The organism is Anoxybacillus pushchinoensis (assembly GCF_900111795.1).
Classification (GTDB): Bacteria; Bacillota; Bacilli; order Bacillales; family Anoxybacillaceae; genus Anoxybacillus; species Anoxybacillus pushchinoensis.
This window is the reverse complement of record NZ_FOJQ01000024.1, coordinates 14,002-36,734: the sequence shown is the minus strand read 5'-3', so window position 1 is coordinate 36,734 and position 22,733 is coordinate 14,002. Positions and strand designations below refer to the sequence as shown.

Genomic DNA, 22,733 nt, shown 5'->3' with positions numbered 1-22,733 from the left:
TTTGTTTGTGTCTAACACAAAAACCATAGGGTTCTCCCCTTTCCTCTGCATAAAGCAGGTCATATTCTCCTCGACCATGTTATAGATGCTTGTTATGTGCAAGACACTAGCGCTACCCACCACGCTTGTTTAATCTTGCACGACAGAGGAATGGGCTGGAGAAGCACCCGAACGTGTCATGACATCTATAACGTAGGCTCTGTTTCAAGCCTTGGTCTGGTCAACATGGGGCTTACAAGCCCATGACTTTAGTCATTGGGTTGTTGACTTCTTCTTTTATTTTTTGCAACAACGCCTCGATTGGCTGAACATATTCATCAACAATTTTTTGCTTAATTTGTTCATAATCTTCTTCGTTATATACATGTGCCGTTGCATTACGCGAACTTAACATATCGTTCCATATGTCAATATGTTCAATCCACCCTTCTTTAAAAGCTTGCCGATAGCACGCCCTCGGACTGTGTAATTCTAACCCAGAAGCTTTAAAAATTTTCGACAACAACTTCCAAAGTTGATCTTCGAGAATTTCATATTTCTTTACGATTGAGTCCCGATATACTTCTTTCATTAACTCATCTTCCGCTGGAATTTGCTTAGAGGCAGCAATAACATTTTTCAAATGAAGCAATAAGCGAAACGCATATTGATAGGATAAAACAATCGATTCTTTGTAGTTCTCCAATGAATGGGTCACATATATACACCCCTTTCCGCGTATTTTTATTATCGTGTACTATCTTTTCAGCTTTTTTCTTAGCTTCCTATCTCCCCACCACGTCTTTATGCCTAGAAAAGCACCTGGAAAGCCTAATACAACGAGAACGAATCCGAGTACTCGGTCAAATGAGCCCATCGGATCACTTAGTCTAAAAATACCGCTAATCCCAAGCAAGAAAGATAAAAGGCTATGCTAAATACAATTAGTGCAAATGCGTTGTTTATGTACATGTATCTCACCTTCCTTTTTTCATTATACAACATCCTCTCCTCATTTTCGTATGAAATCACAAAAAGGACGCCTAAATGACGTCCCTTTTTCCACCTTGCATCCGCATCACTGTTACACGTTCTCGATTGGCCATACGCACATCTCGCAACATTCTTGAAAAGTCTTGCCATTGATTAAGCACCGCTTGAATGAGTTGCACCGTTCCGTAGCAAGCATCCGTATCTAATGTTTCGTCGTCCGTATGTTCCCACTCGTATCCTGCAGATAAGTTTACACTTTGAATGCCCTGTTCTGCCCAAATTCTCGTATCGCTGCTTCCACCAGCAGTACATTTCCAACCAGTTAACCCCGCATCGTACGCTACTTGTTCAAAAAACTGTCCGTAGCGAATATCGCAAAACGGCTGAGTGGTACCATATGATGTGACGATATCCCCTGTTCCCCGCCGATCAACGACAATCGCCGCATCTACATCCCATAGAAAATATTCGCTAAGCTTTCTTGCACCAACAAGTCCGCACTCTTCTTCTACGGTAAAAACAAATTTTATTGTTCCGTTAAATGAAGAGGTGTCAAGCCATTTCGCTATTTCAAGCAACACAGCCACTCCAGCGCGATCATCCGCTCCTAAAATCCCTTCGCTGCTCGACCAAATCGCTCCTTGTTTCACAATCGTTCTTCCTGGTACGAAGGATTCTACCGTATCTAAATGCGCATTCAACAAAATCGTTGGCCCATGTCCTGTTTTGCATTTCTTTTGCGCCAGCAAATTTCCGTAGCGATCGATTGTGATGCGATCGACATATGGTGCAAGTTTTTCATGTACGACCGAGCGAATATTATGTTCATTTCCACTTTCCCCTGAAATACGAAGCAATTCTTCAAGCTCATGAAGAAATAGCATTTTGCGGATATAGGATTCCCCTTGTTCTAACCAATCGATTTGTACTTTCCGCATTTGTTCAGCAAGATCAAGGAGTCGTTCTCTTTTTACGGAAAACACGATCCCAGGAAAACGAGACGGCCGCAAACGCGCATCGACTTGCAATGCATGGAACAACTGCATCACTTTTTCCATATTCGTCTGCTCATCGAAAGATACATAAGGACGACGTTGACCATGACCATCACAACAATACACTGTCCGCAATCCAAGACGATTCAACTCACGAATGACACCGCTCATATACGTATCTAACTCAAATACTTTTGGTTCTTCTACCCCGATTGCTTCCCAAACTCCACGCTTTGGAAAATCGACTGCTTGTAGCCATTGTTTTTCGCTAATCGGCGGACTTGCAATCGTTAATACATCAGCAAAAAACAAATACTTCACATTCGCTTTATCCAAGCTTTCTAATAAAAACTCAACGTTTTCTTTTCTCTCATTCGTGCAAATAAACTCATTTGGACTTTTTTCCTCTACCACAAACCCTTGGCGAGTAAATAATTGATTCCATGTTTTCATCTCATCATCGCTCCTTTTCATTATTTACAAACTTAGTATAAAAAAAGAGCGATGACACACATGTCATCACAATTCATCACGAAACAAAAACGTATAGTCACTGCGATACATGACGATATAATCGACAGAGCCGTTATAATAGTAGGCGGTTTCCCCTCGAAACTGACATGAGTCGATCAGAGCAGGCACTTGAACATATCGCAGCCTTTCCCGAAGACGCCTTATTTTTTGAACGAACGTATTTGTAGGAATGTCCCCATCCTGTCTCAATTGAAAAAATGCCTCCATATCATATTTCGTTGCCGGACGCGCTTCATTTGTCTTCACTAAAAAATAACAAAGCATCTCCGCAGGATCGCGTGGCAAACATACTTTCCTACCGTGATAAGATACAACGTTTTCATGATCGGAAAAATAAAGAACGACTGTATTTTTAGGAGGATCCATCATCACTTGTTCACATTGTTCTTTTGAACAATACTCTTTTCCGCTCGACGTCCGTTTCGTAAATGCTTGCATCGTTAAAATAGCTTCATTGCGCTGCAACCATTCATGCAAAAATGAAAGTTCCGCAGGTTTCTCTTGATCGCTTATGTAATCAGGAAATTTCTCAAGTGATCGATACGTTTTTTCTGCCACAAACAAGGCGCTATTCGCCAAATACAGATGAGCATAATATAGCTGTCGTTCATTTAAACAAAACTCCGGATTCGAATATCCCTTTTGATATTCAAGCGCTTTTTCAAAGTAACGCTGCGCCGTTGCGTACTCTTCCTCCTTATACGCTAAAAATCCGAGACGATAATGGACAACCGGATTTTCCGAATCATATCTCAACGCTTTTTGAAACGCTGTTTTCGCCATACGCTCATCTTTTTTCAGCTGCGTTTTCAAATACGTTCCGTAACGAATCAAATATTTGACTAGCTGTTTTTTCACATATTCAAACCCGTGTTCTTTTCTCTCTTCTATCGAACATCTCGATAAGCGACGGCATATTTCTTCATACACACCTACAATTTCATGATAAATCCAATCTTTTGCCTCATCGCTATTTAACTCTTCAAGAAGTTGTTCCTCACGATCGTATAATTCATCTATGGTCATTTGTGATAATCTTCTCATAAAAATGCCCCTTTAGTGTCTGGCACGGTTCTTCTTTTCCTTCTGCAATCTGCTCGTGCGAACTTGCTCGAAATACCGTGTGAATTCGGACTCTCCTGAATAAGACAAACATAAGTATTCTTTCGCCCTTGTCATGCCGATATATAGTAACGAAACTTCCCGCTCGCGGTCTTCTTCAAGCGCGAATGGCATATTGTCAACATTGACGATAAAAACAGCTTGGAAATCGAGCCCTTTACTACTTTCAATTGTGCTAATTTTAACGGTTTCTTCATCACGGGAAAACTTCCGCTTTGTTGTTTCATCTTCCGCTAGCCAATAATAAGGCACTTGCTCTTTTTCCAACGCCCGCTGAATAACCCCAATAATATTTTGTTTATACGTTCGTTTCACCCGATACAAAATAAGCATTTCCGAGTAAGGTACGTTCTTCTCGTCATGCAATCGTTTTATTTGCCTTGCAACAAGTTGCATCTCTTGTCCAAAGCTTGCTGCTTTCACAACAGCCGGCTCCGGTCCTTTCCGCCGCGTACTTTGGGGGGCAATAATTTCTCCTTCAAACTCGCGTTGAGCAACTTTATCACTTAACACCGAATGTTCACGATAAAAATCCCACGCAAATTTCACAATTTGTGCCGTATTGCGATAGTTAATCGTCAATACTTTTGAGCGACCTTGGAAACTTAATCCCGTATCTTGCACATATGAGCGCTTTCGTCTATAAATCGTCTGTGCACGATCTTCCACAAGAAGAAGTGATTGTGTTTCTGGGTTTAGTAGCTTACTAACGAGCGCGAGCCATTCGGAAGAAAAATCTTGCCCTTCGTCAATCAAAATTGCGTCGTACATCGGTAAAATCGCTTCTTTTTTATCAATCTTTTCTAATATGTGCGGAATTTGTTGTTCTGATATTTTTAAATCATGTTTCAACCATTCATGGAAGTTGCGCACGATAATTTGCTCACTCGCTGTGTTTGCCATCGCATTTTCTTTCGTAAAATCAAAATCGAATAACGAATCAGGCTCACTTAACATATGCTCAAGCATTTGTCGAATCCCTTGCGCTAGCGAAATGTTATAACACAAAATTAAAATTTTCCAATCAGGATGTTGTTTCGCCAACAGTTTTGCGCGACTAGCTAAAATAAGCGTCTTTCCGCTTCCTGCTACTCCGCGAATCAGACGGTTTTTATCTCCAAGCTGTTTTGCTAAGTTTTCTTGATGTAAATCCATCGCTTTAATGTCGTGAAGCGATAAAAGCACTTGATCTTGATACGGCGTAGGTGGACGAAACTCCGCGCTGATGCGCACCTCTGGAAAAAGGTGATAACGGATCGCATCAATTTCCTCTTTCGTTAACGGCGTGCGCAATCGATACGGAACGACAAACATATTCCATATTTTTTCAAACAATACTTCTTCGCTAAACGTTTCTTTGTCCGGGTCAATTTCATCCCGCAACAGGCAAAAATTCGGATCAATAACTGGATACAATTGCTTTTTCACTAAATCTTTTTGCGAGATTCTTGTAAACACAACCCCATAACCGTAAGGAAACTTTAACTGAAACTGATACTTTCCTTCTAAGTGGACTAAATTTTTGTCTTTTTTTAATACATCGACAATGTGAAATGCGTTATCTCTCGCTTGCTTAAACGGGCTTTTTACTGTCGCCTGCTCGCCAGCGCTATTTACAATCGTCCATTCATCATTATTCAAATGAAACAACGTCGACAATGTGTAGTCTTTCACTTCAAGCACAACGAGCCCTAAATCAGGTCCGATAATGACAAAATCCGGACGTCTTCCCCGAATCTCCGGTTCATAATAGACAATATAGTCATCTGGTAAATACGTTTTTAGCGTTCGAAACAACAACCGCTCCCCTGCTGTTGCACTCGAACGAATCGTTTCCGGAATCGTGTACGCCATCTCAACCAGCTCCAGTGGAAAATAGGATTTTTATACCATTATAATATAAAATAGGTGGGTTGTGGCTAGAAGAATGAAAGTTTCTTGTCGATAAAAAACGATCACCTTGCTTTTGAGTGAGGGTCTAACGATCGGTACAAAAGGATTTGGCATATCGAGCATTGAATTTTCAGACGCTGGTTTAATATGTTGCAGTGCTCGCAAACACTCGTCTTCTGAGTACACAGTTGAAATTAAGAAATAGACCGTTCCATAACGAAGAAATAGGTTGAATGGAACGGCCTATACCTACACAAAAGTAACGTGCGTCGAAGTATGTGGGTAATACATTTAAAATACTAAACCAGCAGCTGCTGCTTTCTTTCATAATTTAAATATACATTCGGTAAATCATGTAAAACTTCATATGCAGAAACGTACACAACTGTGGAGTCGTCACTAGTTTTAGTTACAATCTTTTCAATATTGTTTTTTGCACCAATCAAATATCTCCCTTTCGACCCCATTCTAATGAAGTATTGGTTACCTACTTGAATTTCTTCAAATTTTTCGTTGTGTATTTCCATCATTCGTTTAATAGGTGACAATACTTTTTTCTGCTCCTGTAATGTTAATTTTTTCAACTCCCCTTTTGCTACATAATCAAGCAATTCGAGAGCAACAAAACGATTTAACTGACTATGATAAAACTGGTTAGAATAATGTCTTAAGCACTTATAGCATGAAGTTTCACAGTTATTTTCACAATTCATCAAAATCTCTCTAGCGGTTTCAATGATATCTGGCAAAACTTCACCTGCAACATGCGAATAGCCTGCTCCCCCTGATAAAGTATCAAACAAATAAACATCGGCCTGATACATATGTTTCGAATCTTTTGATTCCAGAGGTAAAATACGGTACCCGGATAATAATTCATTGTAATCAATATCCAACACCCTACTCGCAGCTAAAACCATTGCTTCTCCAATCGTCTTCAGTCCATCATGAACCCATTGATTCCCTGGATGAAAGTCAATTTGCTCGTCAAAGCTCATTCTCAGTAGCAATAAATCAGAATTGAATATATTCCCAATAAATACCTTTTTAATATTTCCACGACATAGAGATTCTTTTTGGCCAAGATGTGTTTTTAATCGATACGGAACTTCATGCACTGATTTGTTTTCTTTTTCTCCAGCTAGCCAAATCGCTCCACAATCTGTACATATCTCAAATCCTTCTTGATTTTCTGTACCTTTATTCATCACTATAAGTTGTTTATTCATTTCATTGGCATACTGGAGTCTTTTTGAATTTAGATAAGGCTTCAATTCTAACTTTTCCCCTGATATAGGAATTGGTAATTGCGGCGGCATTGCGTACGTAAACTCTTGATCACGATCTCCTTCTTTTACCTCCTTCCCTTTCTCCGGAGAAAAGCCTGTTGGTCGTAACAACGGGCTTCTCTTCAATTCATTTCCACAAACGGTGCAATTAGTATCCTTAATCATGTCTAAAGAAACGAACGAGCATTTCTCGCAATATGTGACAGTCGGCAAACTATCGATCGATAAATCTCTAGCAGGTTTTAATGGATCTTGTGGATTTGGAACATAAACTCCACCAATTCGGTACGTTTTCTTATCAACAACGATTTGTCTTCCAGGCGCATATTCACTCAACGCCCTGTTTATTTCGAGTTGCGGCCTCTGTTTAACAATTATTTTTCCCGTTCTTCTATCTTTTCCTTCAATATAAAAACTGCATAAATCTTGTGGGAAAGCATATGTCGGAAGCAACCCATGATTAAATAAAAAATCAAGAAACTTATCGTTTGGATTTACTTCCACTGTATCATCAACAAGCGCTTTTAATGTATGCTTTACTTTCTCATAATTCTTTTCTAATTCATTTACCAGTTCGTTACACGCTTCTTTAACAACGCCCCATTTTAATTGTAAAATATTTTCTCCTAATGCTTCCTTAGCTGAAACAACTTCATCAGGAATTAAATCAAATATTACAGGGCAGTCACGAAAACGGCACTCTACATTGTCATTTAACCATTTTTTAAATTGTACATAGTTAAATGGCGGCTCTCCTTCAAAAAACGATTTTGTATCCCCCAATGAGCTGCCGAGAATACTTGACGCAGTAGTTACTGTAGAGACTTTTTCGTGAAAATATGTTTGAATAAGGAATGCATTTAAATGTCTTTTCACAATTTTTTTATTATTAGTATAGACAATTGGTTTGCGAGTTGAACCGCTTATCATTTTTTCTGGATGCCGAAAATAATAATAATCATGTGGCCCTCCTTGAGCATAAGTAACCACTGTTGATAGAGCTGTCCCTCTCCGACCAGCGCGCCCTGCACGCTGTTGGTAGTTTTCCCGTTGAGGCGGAACATTTCTCAGGCCAACAGCTGTTAGCGAACCGATATCAACCCCAACTTCCATTGTCGTCGTGCAGCTTAATATATCTACAGGACCTTCTGATTCATTTAATATAATATCTTGGAACCGTAATTCATATTCTTCGGTGGTTGCAATGGCAATTTTCGCATCCTTTTGTGATAATTGGGCAGTATGTTCCTCAACAGTAATATTTGATATCTTTTCATTGTTTGTCATTATTTTTTGTATCGGTGAACGCCAAAACCCTTTTTCTGAATCTAAACTCTTACTATTGACATCTAATATCTCAATATTCTCAGATAAACAATTTACACATTTGTTTTTTGCTATTACCATATTAATTTCTTTGCAATCGTTACATTTATACCACGTTGTATAAATGCCAGGCATCAGTTTTAATTTTCTAGGGGATAAATAATATCTTCCTTCTGATTCTGTGCACAATTTAAACAGTGCATCTACAATCAGCTGTTTATGCTCTTGATTTTGAACATAAAGGTTAATGATATTCTCTAAATTCTTCGATATATAACCTTTATTAACTCCCCACTCATCCTCGCCAAATCCCCTAATCTTCAGTCGCTCATAAAATTGAACGGTTGAATCGATAGCTATCTTATCTAACATTTCTTGAATAAAAATAGCTATCAGTACATAAATATCTTCTTTTGACAATATCCCCTTTAATTTTTTATCTATTCTTGCTACTTCCTTCTCTACAGGCTCCAAGTAACCCGTGGCAGTTGTGTAAATAGAATATAACGGATGGCAAAGCTGGCGAAGTAGTTCTGTTTTAAAACGAGCTAAAGGCTCAATATCGCCATCTTCAACCAGGTCCTCATACTCATCATCAAAGTTATCCTTCAAAGTTTGAATATGGCTTGCGAGCGATTTTCTATCTTGATCATCAAAAAAATATAATTTATGCTCGTCAACCACTTGAAGAAAAGCACAATACAGAGAACTGCTAAGTTTCGGTTCTACCTCTTGATCAATCAATTTTTGTGCAGCCAATAAAATCGCCTGTCTAAAAGAGTCTAGCTCTACTTCATACGGAATATCCCTTGCAAGACGTGCCGCCTTTTGGCGACCATCAGAAAATAACAACACCTTTCGTCCCTCATTAGGCAACTTTTTATCTAGTTTTACAGGAGGCTGCAATAAAAATTGCTCGCGAACTAGATTGGCAAAAGGCTGTTCCCCTTTTGTTTTTAGATCCGTAATCGTTCCTTGCACTTTTCTCATGCAACAAGGACATTGTTGAAAAGTGACCGCTTGATTTTTCTTTTTGTTCTTATTCGCATCGTTGTTCGGCCAATACAGTTTCAGGTAACCTTCAGGATCATCAGGGGGAGATTTCATTAAATACCCTGTTCTTATATCAAGCCATACAGGACGTGCCGCCCGATTTCCTTTTTGTATTTTTTCATGTGGCGGCTCAACTAGCAAATGAACCTCCGTCAATTCCTCATCAACGATTCCTTTCCCTTTCTCTGTCCATAAATAATTATCATTCTTTTTGGAGATATATCCTCTAATAAAAGCGGTACCACATTTTCGGTGAGTCAGTAATTCATAAATTCTTGCTTCCTCACGGCAAGTGCATTTTAGTTTAGGGGAATCATACATTTTCCCTAAAATTGAATCGTCTTCCTTTACCCTTCTTGCATCACACTTAGGATTTGTGCATACGTAAATACCTGATACGCCTTTAAAAAATAAATGTATCCGTACCGGTAACAGCACCCGTTCATTGTTTTTTGCCGCATTGCCCAACATTAATAAATGGCTCGTCGCTTTTTGTGCAATTTCTTCCTCCACATCCGGAAACACTATCTTAGCAATATCACTAAATTTTTGAGCGTTTCCACTTATTTGTTCAATAATTAATTCAAGCGGACCAAATCCATCTAAACTTTTATATAAGTATGCTGGTAACTCTTCAAGTTCATTCGGAACATTTTGCCAACCGAGCCGGTCTGCTATAACTTGAAGGTTATTTTTTAACATATTATACTGATGAATACGATTAGTAAACTGCTCACTATCTAATAAAGCAAGAGAATAAGCCTCATTAGCTGTACCGATTCTACCTGGTGCTCTTTTCTCCCTCGTCCCTTTTATTAATTTAAAAGAGCGACTTCTAGGCTTCCCTGTTAACTGTTCTGCAAATTCAATAGCCACCAAATCATCATTCTCCGTGCCTAAACTCGCGCTCGTTAAAATACAACGCAATCGATCACGTGTAATCCCTAATCTTGCCTGCAATCTTCTTATGAGCAATGCTACTTCAGCACCGCTTGTTCCACGGTACATATGCGCCTCATCAAGCACTAAGATAAATTTATTTTCTTCATTTTCTGCAAGCCACTGTCTTGTTTTTTCCCAAATCGGTCGCTCAATAGGTCTCATCAACATATACTCTAACATCGAGTAGTTTGTTACCAAAATATCTGGTGGAGTCGTTTGCATTTCATGTCTAGTAAATAGCTCACGATCATCTGGAGATGTCAAATATCGGGATTTCCAATCCCCTCTTTTACCTGAACAAAAAGCTTCTAAGTTTTTTGCGAGCCATTTTCCCCTTTTTTTCATTTCTATTACTAATTGTGGCTGATTCGTTTCAATGTCTAAATAGTATTGAAGGATTTCTTTCAATTGATATTTATCTTTTTCATCTGTACGCTCCCCGGGATAAGGGGTTCGCGATGTATACATACCAAACAACGGGTGACGCCCGAAACGCTCTCGAAAATACTTTGCCACCCGTTCGTCACCAAAAAGTTTACGTAGCCTTGCAATTTGATCGCTAACTAGCGCATTCATCGGATATAAAATTAATGCTCGAACAGCATGTGTTTGAAATTGTTCCCTCCTACTAGTTCCTTCGTCGATCAATGCGTTCAAAATAGGATGTAAAAATGACTCTGTTTTACCTGATCCTGTACCAGTTGCTACAACTAAATCGTTCCCATCTTTCAGAAATGACTCTAATGCCTCTTGTTGGTGAACATATGGTCTCTTATAAATCCCTACACTTGGAGATAAATCCGAAAAACACATCATTGCCTCTTTGCAGTGACTTGGTAAGTTTATTTGTTCATATGTTGAGCCCAGTTCATAGACAGGTGTTGCCTCAATATACGGCTCTTTTGAAATGATTCCTTGGGAATCTAGCAATTCTCTCCGTTCTAACAACAGGGAATGATGGCTAATTGGATACTGCGCTTCAATATACTCCCTTAGCTTTTGGTGTAGTCGTGCAGAAACCGAGTTAATGGTGAACTCCATCATCAAACTTCAGCTCCCCCCATAGTATTGAAGTATGATCAATTCCTAGTCGTTGCAAAACCCAAATAAAGTCTGAATAATGCTGAAAAGACATAATCCATTCAATCGGCTTTATAAAGGAAAATGGGAAAGCAAATAGCATGAGCATTCTTTCTTCGGATATTGGCAACCTTTTAGAAAAACGGATATGAATAAGCTCCCCATGAATTTTTGTACATTTTACCGTTGTTTTAATCCCAGCTCTGTATTCCAACGCGTATTTTGCAATATCCAAATAATCGGCTGGTATTTTATAATAACTTCCCTTTTCAACCCAAAAGTAAAACGGCTGACTGTTCTTCAAGTTGTATCTAGCAATATAACAGTCGAACTGCGATATGAGATTCGTCTGAAATGGGTGCCACTTACGTTTTGTTTGTGGCAAAAAAACTTCGGTTGGTTCGTCAGTCAACTGTGTTGGCTTCTCCGATTTGATTGTTTTAATGAATTCATTTACAGACAATGACGGCATCCATTCATCAAGTGTCAGCGTCGGAAAACCGTTACTATCTTCTGTATACCCACTACCACATCCATAATACTTATCGATAGTCCCTCTCATACTGCTAAGCAAAATCAAGTTTTTAGATGATGGGAGTTCAACAAAACGTGGTGGTAGCGGTAAATAGTATCCATTGGGCAGTTTTAACACTTCCCCCAAACTAGATAACCATTCAAGCAACATTTGGGCCTCAGTTCTATTGTCTTCATCTTTCATAAGATTCCTAAAATCTTCAAAAAAATCGCTTTTTATTAGCCTTTGAAGTGGTGGAATCAACTGCTGAAAATGAACAGGTTGCATTTTTTGTTCTTCAAACGCATAAAAATGTAATAAAGAAAAAGCATGAGATTTTATTTGTCTAAATTGCTGTATTTTCGGTTCCCATCTTTCCCCTAACATTTTCCCATTCCTTTGCTAAACTATCATACTTTCGTAATCGAACTCTTCTAAAATTTTCATTGCCTTTTCATTGGCAATATAAGGTTGCAACAATACTTTAGTAATCCACACAGACACCTCTTCTTCCTCTAACAGTTCGTCTTCTAATAACCGAAACCATTTGTTAAATGATTCTTTTTGTTTAGTAAACGGTATAACCTCTTTAACGATCTCTAAAAAGCTGCTAAATTCACTCGACTTTCTTCTTAATATATCATCTTCTATCAGCAAGTGCGACGAGATGGAACCAAACACTAAACTACGTGCCTTTCTCAGCGATCGAATATTTGCATTTGTTACCATTCCATCTGCATCTATTATCGGCGCAAACGGCAATTTTTGAATGAAGGAATCAGTCAAATCGCTATCTTCTTTAATACTTATAAGAACTAATTCTGGCAACGATTCTTCAATAGAAATTCGCCAATAATCTAAAAACGATGGCAAATACAATTCAGCCGGTGAATTTTCAATTTGACATAAATGTACAGATTTTACACAATCAGACCGTACATAATTAGAGAAGCTCTCGACAAGTGTTTGGTTGTTGAAATTTTTCATATCAGGGAAAATCGTTAGGTGCTCATTTCCTGCAATGGTCCAACCAATCACTTGCGCTAATTCAAAACTAGTGCCCCCCTTTATCACGATTGGTGTTCTAAATAACATCGCCCCAACCACAGTCTTAGCTACTAACAGCGCTTTATTATCCTCTATACCAAGCATCGACAAGTTTTTTACAGCATACTCCAATAAATCATGAGTATTATCATACACCAGCGCCTCTTCATTGTCTTTTACCATCCAAAGAGACTCATCTCGGTAGTTTGTAACTTGATGTTGAGAAACGGTTATCCCTAAACTCGCTAACGGGACTAAGTCTGCTAACGTACAGAAAATATTTTCCTTCATTTCCTTTATTTTATCATTCAATGCTTTATCCGCTTTTTTTAGTTTTTCTTCTGATAGTTTTATCTGTTGACTTAGCTTTTCCATTTCTAATAATAGATGCTCTTTCTCTTTACGCAAATGCGCAGTTTCGTTTAACGTTTTTCGATGTTCCTCTTCAATTCTTTTTTTCTCAGCATTAAACTTCTCTTCCAATAATGCTTGCATCTTCTTTTGAATAGCCGGATATTGCAATAATTCCCCTTCAAATCGGCTAACGTCTTCCTCTGTTACCTCATATTTAGTTAATAACTCAATAGCTGTCATAATACGCTCATAATGAACTTGAGAAGGAAGTTCGCTAACCAAATCAGACAGCTGGCTAATAATTTTTCTTGAAATCTCTTGAACTTGTTGGTACTCCTTGAGCGTTTTTAATGCATAGCGCATAATCCGCTCATTCGTGGCACAATCAAGATAATCTTCAACACGATCCATTAACATAGTTGATGTAAAATAACGTGTTTCTCCTATGTTTTTATCATAATACTCAACAAGATTTATACTCTTTTTTCGAATCTCCAACCACTTATCATCGGACGAATCAATGGCCCATTTCCCATCTTTTGTTTGTTTAGTACGGTAAGGTCCGATCAAATAATTATCGTTCGTCAACAATAAAATATCTGAACTAAACTTCTGCGGGGCATCAATCCCGTTTTGGATTAAATAAATGATTTCAGTATTTTTGGCAAGTGAAAACGGTATTTTAACAACCTCGTAGTATTTTAAGTCCTCTAATTCTGTGTATACCATGTACTTTGAGTATATGGGCTTCCCTATATAATCCTCTTCCTCTCTCTCTTCTATTGTATAGAATCCTAATTTTCCCACATTTATTCCTTCTGGCACAGGAGACCATATCACTTCTCCCTCACTAGGATAGTCGAGACAAGGATCTTTAACCTCGATTAACTGGTGATCTTTGTATTCCGCTAGAACCTTAACAAACATATATTTTTTATTTGGTCGTCTTTCTCTCTCAATAATGCCAAAAATCGTTTTCACAGCTATCCCCTCGTTATTTCATTCTTTGAACAGACTCTTTGACAAGCTTTGGAACCTGATTGCGATACAATTTTAAATAATACGTTAATTTCGATTGCAAGTTTTTATCATATATACTTCCTAAACACTTCTTCAAAAAAATGTATTGTTCGTTCGAAATCCAATTAGTTGCTTCTTGTTCCATCCGCATATATGCCAACAAAATTTTATGCCAATCAAACTCATCATGCCGTTGATCTTCTTCTAAGGAAAAGGAGAAGAGCCAAATCCCAGGAATGAAAATTTTCTCAACGGATGGATAAAAAAAGTTTCCCCCATGGTTGAGCTCCCTTGCAAACTTATTTTTTTCTTTGATCCAATAAGGTAAGGAAAGGGGCTCCATGACAGAAATCGACTTATATTTTGAAACGCTCTTTTTTTCAAATAGTTCTAACTGTTGTTGGTCAACCGTAATTGCGGAATCTACTTTATCCAGAAAGTGGGTATCGATCTTTTCACCATAATATAAATGTAACATTTTTCCTTCTTGATTTTTAATGTAAAAAGTATGAAACCCTTTTTTATCTAATATAACCTTCTTAAAAAAATTATTTGATAAGCGGTATTCCTTGCTTGTATAGTCAGGCTTAATATGGATTAAGTGAAAATTTTGTGGTTTAAAATCTCGAAACGTTACTTGAATTATACATTCCTTTTCTTCAATGAAGAACGCACCGTTTTTTCTCCCGAAAACTGAAGGAAATACTATATCTAAGTAATAATACGGCGGTTTCAAAAAATATCCAAATCGTTGAAACCACTTTATTAATGAATCCGTTAACACATATGGAAGCTGAATTTTGTAAGCAAACCACCCATATTTTTTGTTTAATGCTTTTGCATATATTTCCTTCGGAAATTCTATTTTTTTTCGCGACATCATATAAAACGTATCATTCAGCGATAATTCCTTAGGTTCAACCATACAAAAATTTTTGTTTATCAATGGAAACAAATATACACTGTTTCTAAACCCTTTCATGTATTCAGGCCAAAAAAGGCCAAGCTTTTCATAACATCTTTCATCTTCTTTTCTCACGAAAGAGAAACTATAGCTTTCTTTAGGAACAATTTGAAGCTTATTTTCATTAGAGTTTGGCCAGAGCTGGGCGGATGAAATAAAGGAATTCATTTCATTGCATTTTATTTTAAAGTGTAAATGTTGTAAATCGCATTGTCTCGCTTGAGAAGGAGTTAAGTAAGGGAATGTAATAAAAAGATTCCAATCGTCCCCATCTGATTCGAACGTAATAAAAGGGCGACTTACCATCACTGAATAGTCATCCAAACGAGACGAACTCGTTAAACCTTGAACATAAAGCTCACATCGTTTAGACCCTTGTCCTCGCTCATGGCGAAAATGGGCGGATTGTATTCTTCCCTCTGCTTTAAATACTCTCGCCCCACAACAAGGACACGTATAAACAATGCCATACTTATGTGCGTTTTTTGCATGAACAAGCTTCCCTAATTGATCAAATGCTCTTTCCATATAAATAAAAAACCCCTTACAAAATTATTGAATAACGCTTATTTAGTGAATAAACAAATTCCCTTGAGAGACAGCAATTCCATAATTACTGTCTCCCAGCACAGGGACTCTCTATCTGCTTCACATATTCATACATTGCAACTTCGCTTGCTCGAGTACATCTTCAACCGCTTTCGGTTGTTTATTTGGCGGATAGTCGTATTTACGTAGTACTTTCTTAATTTCAAGGCGCATGCGCGCTTGGGCTTTTTTATCCCAGTCGTGTGTGCGGTTTTCTTTTACCGTTTTCGCTAACTCTTTAGCGATTTTGATTAAAATAGCATCTTCCATTAACTTTTTAATATCTGGATCAGAGCCTAGCACATCAAAAAATGCCTTTTCCTCGTCGGTTAAGCCAAGTTGCTTCCCTGCTTGAATCGCTTCTTCTAGCTCTTCTTTAAATTTAATAAGCTCTTCAAACACTTCGTACACGTCCGTATAGTCGTTCCGGTTATTATATTTTTCAAGTATTTTCTCGAAACGCTTGGAGAATGTTTGGCTCACTGTCATGTTTGTCTTTTTCACATCTTGTAATTTTTGCTTTAATACGCGCATTAAAATCGTTGTCGCAATATTTTTTTGCGGCAATGCCCGTAGTTTTTTGATATTTTCTTCATTCAACAAATCGAAACTTTCCGATGAAACCGCTTGAGTCAACACCATCACTTCATCTTCTAAAATTGCTTCTTCCAGCATTTTTGAGATTCTCTCATTCACTTCTTTTAAATCTGGTGTACCTGTTCGTGAAGATTTCATAATAAACGAACGGACAGCGACAAAATAAGAAATTTCCTCTTTTTGTTCTTTCGTCAGCAAACCGGTGCAAATTTTATAAACATCTTTCAACTTTTTCGTTTCCGTCATAAACAGCGATTTTCTTTTTTCTGTTTGCTGAACAAATTCTGCTCCGTCGCGAATGACTTCATAGCGCTTTTGAGCGAACAGTGACAGGGCACTGTTTGCTTTTGCTAATGCTGATGATGCGACCGCTTTCCATTTGTATCCATCAAAAACGTATAGTTAGAGCTCATACAAATCTCCCGCCATCGACATATTTAGCAAACTTATCGAAAGTGGTTTCGGATAGCCCCGTCAATCGATAGGCTTCTCGGTAAAGGATCGTTCCTTCCTTTGCAGCTCGTATCACCGCTTCAGCAAAACGGCGGCCAATGCGCATATTTTGAATAGCATAAAAGTTGCCCCCACCATCCGTTTTCGTTTCTTCCGCCTCTTGTCGGAGCCGTTTAATATACGCTTCATAAAACAAAAAGAACTCTTCTTTTGTAATCAGTTTTAAGTCTAGAGCTCTGCGGGCGGCCACAATTTCACTGATTTTAAAATGACGGGCGATTTGTTTAAAACGATCCCCTGACGTGCCGACACGCCTCCATAAACGAAGCAATTCGTCTTCAGGGGCAAGAAACTCCGCTGCAGCTTCGTTACACATACTTTCAATTTTAATATCAGCAGGTTGAAGATTGGCTAAATCGAACGCAGCGCTCGTCCCATACCAAACATGGACAAGTTCGTGCGCCAATGTAAACATTTGTGCTGCCTTCCCATCTCTCCCGTTCACAAATATTAAGGGAGCATAGTCATCAATAAGGACGAAGCCGCGAAACTCAGCAACATCTAATTTCCGATGCGTATTATTGCCGACTACTCCGTTAATGACCACGATAATCCCAATATCTTCAATTTTTTTTAATAAGATTTCGTAAAGCTTCCTGCCAATTCGGCTGCCTCGATGCCCAATCATTTTCTAACCCTAACGTTTTTCTCATATTTTGGGCAACGAGCTTTGGATTCGTTGATAAGTTCGCACGGCCTACATAATCCAAAGGTTGGTTGCCTAATCGAACTAAATAATCGCGCATCCATTGTTGCCGTCTCTCCATCGTTTGAACCGTTTCCAAAAGATTTGGACTCGGCTGCGCGGCTCCTTCATCCTTCACCGTACGATAATGGGGAATGCTCAACTTCTCCTCCGGTGGACTCGGAAGAAAGAAATAACCAAGAGGGATAGACGTCGCTTTCGCAAGCTTTTCGAGTTGCTTCAACGTCGGTTGGCTCTCCTGGCTAATCCATTTATCGATATGAGGAAACTGATCTTTCAGCTTATCCAAACGATCCGCACGTTTCATCGCCCATTGCAAAACACTCGGTTTTACCTCAACCTTCGTCATCACGCGCCCCCTCCTCTTACATATAGTATACAACAAATGATGGAAAAGTAGGAGGGGGGATGTGTTTTTTTGTTTCTGCCTAACCATCCCAAATTCCATTGTATCTTCAACGTCGCAATCGTCATTTGGTGAAACAAGAAGACACTGTAATTATTGCCATTCATCTTTTAGGAAAGTTGCTTGGCTTCTCTTCCGAACGGGAATGGCATCGCTTTGTGACTGGGAACTTGTTTACGGATGGACATTTTCTCGAACGTTCTCGCTATCATCGCGGTTGTCGAGCGCTGCGCTTTGCGATCTAATGGATTCGCCATGAGCTAGCCAAACGTGGGCAACACCATACCTATGCAGTCGTAGACAGTATGCCGATCGAGTAGTGCCATGCCGCAAGAATGCGCCGTGTCCAACGATTTCAAGGAATCGCGGACATCGGACTTTGTGCGTCGAAAAAGCAGTGGTACTACGGATTTAAGCTCCATCTTCAAGTGACCGACCAAGGACTGCCCATGGGATACGTGGTAACGGAGGCGTCCTGTCACGATCGAACCATAGCGGAAACCGTCATGACTCAAATTCCTCATCCCTTTAATTTAGGGGACAAGGGATTTATCAGTAGCGAATTGCAAAAAAAAGTTGTATAAAGCGTACCAAATCGCCTTTTGGACTCCATCTCGCAAAAACCAGAAACATCGCCCATCGACATCATGGGAGAGATGGCTCAAACAAAAACAGAAAGTCATTGAAACGGTGTTCTCTGTCCTCGTCGACCAGTATCGTATCACAGAAATTCGTGCTCATTCGATTTCAGGGTTTGAAGTGACACTAGATGACATTTTGGTGATGTAATCACTTGTAACACTTGTGCTAGTTGAGCGCTAGTGATCAACTAGCACAACGGGTTAATTTTAATAAAACTAGCAATACCAAAATTTTTATTGTAAAATAATAGTAAATAAAAAAGATTGGAGGAAGTAACCATATGGGTTCATCTAAAATCGACATTTCAAAGATGATCGAGGAAGGACAAGAAATAGCAAACAATCAAAATGAAGTTCACACATTTCGCCAATATGATGATCTATTTATCTCTACTAAGCAAGATGAAAAAGATGGCTGGCGTGATCCGTTTCAAAGGGATTATGCTCGCGTTCTTCATTCTTCTTCATTCCGAAGATTGCAAGGAAAGATGCAGTTACTTGGAACTCAAATAAGTGATTACTATCGAACTCGTCTTACTCACTCGCTCGAAGTTAGCCAAATTGGTACAACAATTTCTAGAAAAATAGAGCATGACGGTGTGAAAGTGAACTCGGCATTAGTCGCGATGGCATGCCTAGCTCATGATATAGGTAACCCACCATTCGGTCATTACGCAGAAAAAGAATTAAACAAATTAATGGAAAATGATGGTGGTTTTGAAGGGAACGCCCAAACGTTACGCATTCTTTGCAAATTAGAAAAGAAAAGCTCGCACTATGATGGACTTAACTTAACAAAAGCAGCTTTGTATTCTGTTGTTAAATACGGTGTTTATAATACATCAGCATGGCAAATTGAACAACAAAAATTTCTTTATAATGAAGACAGGCAGAATCTAGAGTGTAATGGAAAAATGAAAATCCAAACTATAGAAGCGCAAATCATGGAACTTGCAGATGATATTGCCTACTCCACTCACGATCTCGAAGATGGATTAAAATCAGGAATTTTATCAATAGATGCTGTGTTAGGGCAACTCGAAACTGAGGAGTTAAGAAAAGAATTTCAAGATTTATTACAGCAGGCCTATAAAAATTGTGGCAATTCATTTGGTGATGCAGCATTTAAATCGATCACATCTACATTAATTGATACATTCATTAAAGATATCGGGGTAGTCGAATTAACTGAAAAACAGCGACAAAAGAAAGGAACAAGTTTTAAATATGGATTAGGTTTACAGACGAAAGAGAAGTTAATGGATGGATTAAAAAGAGCTGTAAGGCATATCCTTATTGAAAGAACGAGTGTTGCACTATACGAAATTAGAGGTGCTCAAATGGTTAATCGCCTATTTGAACTATTAAATGATGATAAATACGAAAGACTACTTCCACCTGAATACCGAACACTAATTCAAAAAGGAGAATCGAAAAAACGTGTGGTATGTGATTATATTGCAGGAATGACTGACCACTATGCTGAACAGCTGTACAAGCAATATTTTGGGAATCCAGATGTACTAAAGGTATAAAGACGACAGATAGCTAGCCAATCTGGCTAGCTTATCTGTCACTAAGAGTTTGATGAAGCAACAAGCACTGTTTTTTAATCAATACTATATAACTTCAACTCAAATTCTTCTTCTGCATACAGTTCCGTTGTACGTCCTGACACATCCTCTAGACGTAAAATACATATTTCTCCTGTTCGATAACGATCTTCAAAAAGATGGAACACAACCTCTGTTTGCCGCTCAGACACATCTCCACTTGAATCAAAAGTAATCGTAACCTCATTGGAAATTCGTTCATTGCCTCGGTAAAACGCCGCTCGTAATGTTCTTGCTTGCAACTCAGACGACACTTTCTCTTCTTGGAAAAATGGCACGACAAATCGATAACTTGTAATGACTTTCTGAATCGAGGCAACGCGTACGTTCACTCGTTCCGCTTCTGATTTGCGCGCCTTCCCTTTAATTTGTCGATATTCAATTAACGGGACGATGCTTTCTTGTGGCATTGCTCCGCCGTGAACAAATCGCAATCCCCCACCGGCAGTAAAGCGATTTAACCCTTTTGCAATAACCGCTTCACAGTCTAATCCTAAATAGTCAAGCGAAACTTTGATGGCTCCATCTGGAACCGATAAATTTTTACCAATGGCAAAACGGCGATTTCCATCATAAATATCACCTTTAATACTTTCCGCCTTTTGATATCGTTCTACTTGAGATGTTTGATATAAGAAGCCGTGATCACTTGTAATATAAATACGAACCGCCTCATACGTACCTGTTAGTTTTCGAACAGCCGCTTTTATACGCTCCATCGCATTTTCCACTGCTTCGTACGTATATCCTTCCGTCTTACTAGAATCGCCAATCGCATCAATACTGTCATGATATAAATAGACAACGCGTTTCCCACGGATATAGTCCTGTCCCTCGTCTTTACTTAACTGAATAAACTCTTCCATTTTAAGCGCGATGGAATCAGGCTCGTGCATTTGCAAAATTTTATTACGGTTTTGCAATCCTTTTGTAGAAATGTCATTCACGTATATCGTTCCATCCTCTTTCATATCCGTAATCTTTCCTGGCAACAACGAAGCCATTCCAAGTTGCGTATAGGTTGGAAGCGTTGCTTGCATTGGAATAAGTTTTACTTCTGTGTTTAAACGCTGTTTAAAGCTCTCTAATAACTCCATTCCTATTTCATAACGAAGTGCATCGGAAATAATGACAAAGACGCGCTCTCTCGTTGCTTCTATTAACGGGCGTATAAAATGTGGATAAAAATTCTTTTGTTGCATCACACCTTGAATGTTCCAATGTTCACGGAGTTTTGTTTCTAACATTGCATCCGTATAAGTTCCTAACGTTGCTAAATACTTAGTTTCATACCAAAAGGTAACTCTCTCCATCAACTCTTCATATCGCTCTAAGTTTGTCCAACTCATATAAATCAGACGGATATGACGATAAAGTTGATCAATGTTGTAATACTTTTCGGTATAAAACATAAACCATTCTTGTTCATTTTTTGGTACGTCATCACGTTCAAAGATCGCTTTCCACTCATAAAAATGCAGCACTTTCTCTAATAATTGATACTCTTGGTGGAAACGCGTTTTATACCAGTAACTTTTTCTTCGTTCTGCCAAAATGCTCTTCCACTCATTTACAAGAACCGTTTCACTTAACAACAATTCATGCAATGCATCCAAAACTTTTCGTTCAATGACTGAGAACGTATGGCAACGAATGAATGCTTGATACGTATGTTGATCTATTAGCTGCACAATGTTCCATTTTCGTTCAAGTTCATCTAAAATGTTTTCTAATACTTCCCGTTCATCTGATTTTAACCAATCATCCAAAAATACCTTACAAATGTTTGGGACATTGGAATGATAATGAACATTCAACAAATTCTCATCTACATTCGCGGCAAAGTGCTGAAAGACAATGGTCTCCATGATGTGAGATAAACGATTTTCTCCTCTTTTGGAAACGCCGAAATAATCTTCTGTTAACTCGTAAAAAAGATTCACATCTAAGTATTTCTCCATCTTCAGCAACGCTTCATTTGAATCATTAATCCCACCGTTTGCGATGACACTTTTTAATAGTTCTTGAGGATGGATGCTTTTCGCATCGCATAACACCGCCATCATCGCTTGTTTCACATCATTCACATTTGGGCTGTTTGGAAGCAATTTTTTAAACTTCGCAACGCGCTGCTTATTTTTAAAAAATGCCCAATGATTCTCCATAAACGGCCGGATGGCTAAATGGTCGATACGGAGTTCCTTCATCATAATCGCAATTTCATCCGCCTGAAACTCTCCATGTTTGCCGCTGTAAAGAAGGATATCTAGTAAAAAGTTATCTTCATCTTTTGGCTTAGCAAAAGGAGCATAAATTAAATAAGAACTTTCCGTATCTTCAAGCTCCAACAATACTTTTGTCTGGAAGGCATTATGATTATTTAATCTCCAAACTTTGATTCCTTCATGATTCAATGCTTGTTCAATTTCTGATAAATCACGCTCAGCACCTTGTGGGTCATACCAAAACACAATGGCACGATCAGCACCGTTATTTTCAGACAGTTGTTCTTGGAACAATCGTAATAACTCTTCTATTATATTCATCTTACACCAACTCTCAGT

Annotated in this window: 12 protein-coding genes and 2 pseudogenes; 2 read left to right on the top strand and 12 right to left on the bottom strand. The window is 38.6% G+C overall.

Annotation, left to right across the window (positions count from 1 at the left end; translation table 11 throughout):
* Window positions 1-232: 232 nt before the first annotated feature.
* The 11 genes and pseudogenes from BM213_RS08230 to BM213_RS14950 all read right to left on the bottom strand — a co-directional run bounded on the left by BM213_RS08230 (window position 233) and on the right by BM213_RS14950 (window position 17,858).
* On the bottom strand, window positions 233-697 hold the full coding sequence (locus BM213_RS08230; RefSeq protein ID WP_091702897.1) for an HI0074 family nucleotidyltransferase substrate-binding subunit: 465 nt from the start codon (window positions 695-697) through the stop codon (window positions 233-235).
* Window positions 698-1,022: 325 nt separating this feature from the next.
* Complete coding sequence (locus BM213_RS08220) at window positions 1,023-2,420, bottom strand: M20/M25/M40 family metallo-hydrolase (protein WP_167357390.1); 1,398 nt, start codon at window positions 2,418-2,420, stop codon at window positions 1,023-1,025.
* 66 nt (window positions 2,421-2,486) lie between these two features.
* Complete coding sequence (locus BM213_RS08215) at window positions 2,487-3,545, bottom strand: tetratricopeptide repeat protein (RefSeq protein ID WP_091702889.1); 1,059 nt, start codon at window positions 3,543-3,545, stop codon at window positions 2,487-2,489.
* Window positions 3,546-3,557: 12 nt separating this feature from the next.
* Window positions 3,558-5,477 (bottom strand): 3'-5' exonuclease, encoded by a 1,920-nt coding sequence (locus BM213_RS08210; RefSeq protein WP_091702885.1) that lies wholly within the window; start codon window positions 5,475-5,477, stop codon window positions 3,558-3,560.
* Between the two features lie 338 nt (window positions 5,478-5,815).
* A complete protein-coding gene (locus BM213_RS08205) occupies window positions 5,816-11,170 on the bottom strand; it encodes a DEAD/DEAH box helicase (protein WP_091702880.1) in 5,355 nt (1,784 codons plus the stop codon).
* On the bottom strand, window positions 11,151-12,107 hold the full coding sequence (locus tag BM213_RS08200) for a hypothetical protein (protein WP_091702876.1): 957 nt from the start codon (window positions 12,105-12,107) through the stop codon (window positions 11,151-11,153). The genes BM213_RS08205 and BM213_RS08200 overlap by 20 nt, the downstream gene beginning before the upstream one ends.
* 15 nt (window positions 12,108-12,122) lie before the next feature.
* Entirely contained in the window at window positions 12,123-14,102 is a 1,980-nt protein-coding gene (locus BM213_RS08195) for a hypothetical protein (RefSeq protein ID WP_091702872.1), read from the bottom strand.
* A gap of 13 nt (window positions 14,103-14,115) precedes the next feature.
* Window positions 14,116-15,633 (bottom strand): competence protein CoiA family protein, encoded by a 1,518-nt coding sequence (locus tag BM213_RS08190; RefSeq protein ID WP_208601890.1) that lies wholly within the window; start codon window positions 15,631-15,633, stop codon window positions 14,116-14,118.
* A gap of 120 nt (window positions 15,634-15,753) precedes the next feature.
* Window positions 15,754-16,608 (bottom strand): annotated as a pseudogene (locus BM213_RS08185) (DUF3387 domain-containing protein); the annotation flags it as partial.
* A gap of 91 nt (window positions 16,609-16,699) precedes the next feature.
* Window positions 16,700-17,431: an ImmA/IrrE family metallo-endopeptidase gene (locus BM213_RS14955; RefSeq protein ID WP_244149219.1), complete on the bottom strand. Its 732-nt coding sequence runs from the start codon at window positions 17,429-17,431 to the stop codon at window positions 16,700-16,702.
* Window positions 17,367-17,858, bottom strand: a complete 492-nt coding sequence (locus BM213_RS14950) for a hypothetical protein (RefSeq protein WP_244149218.1) — start codon at window positions 17,856-17,858, stop codon at window positions 17,367-17,369. The genes BM213_RS14955 and BM213_RS14950 overlap by 65 nt, the downstream gene beginning before the upstream one ends.
* Window positions 17,859-17,917: 59 nt before the next feature.
* Here BM213_RS14950 and BM213_RS08175 point away from each other — a divergent pair.
* Window positions 17,918-18,704: pseudogene (locus BM213_RS08175) on the top strand (IS982 family transposase).
* 133 nt (window positions 18,705-18,837) lie between these two features.
* The gene (locus BM213_RS08170; protein WP_091702865.1) at window positions 18,838-20,091 is read left to right on the top strand and encodes a deoxyguanosinetriphosphate triphosphohydrolase family protein; all 1,254 of its coding nucleotides are present in this window, start codon (window positions 18,838-18,840) and stop codon (window positions 20,089-20,091) included.
* A gap of 74 nt (window positions 20,092-20,165) precedes the next feature.
* Here the strand turns inward: BM213_RS08170 and pglZ are convergent, their stop codons facing one another.
* Complete coding sequence (pglZ, locus tag BM213_RS08165) at window positions 20,166-22,715, bottom strand: BREX-1 system phosphatase PglZ type A (protein ID WP_091702857.1); 2,550 nt, start codon at window positions 22,713-22,715, stop codon at window positions 20,166-20,168.
* Window positions 22,716-22,733: the final 18 nt, after the last annotated feature.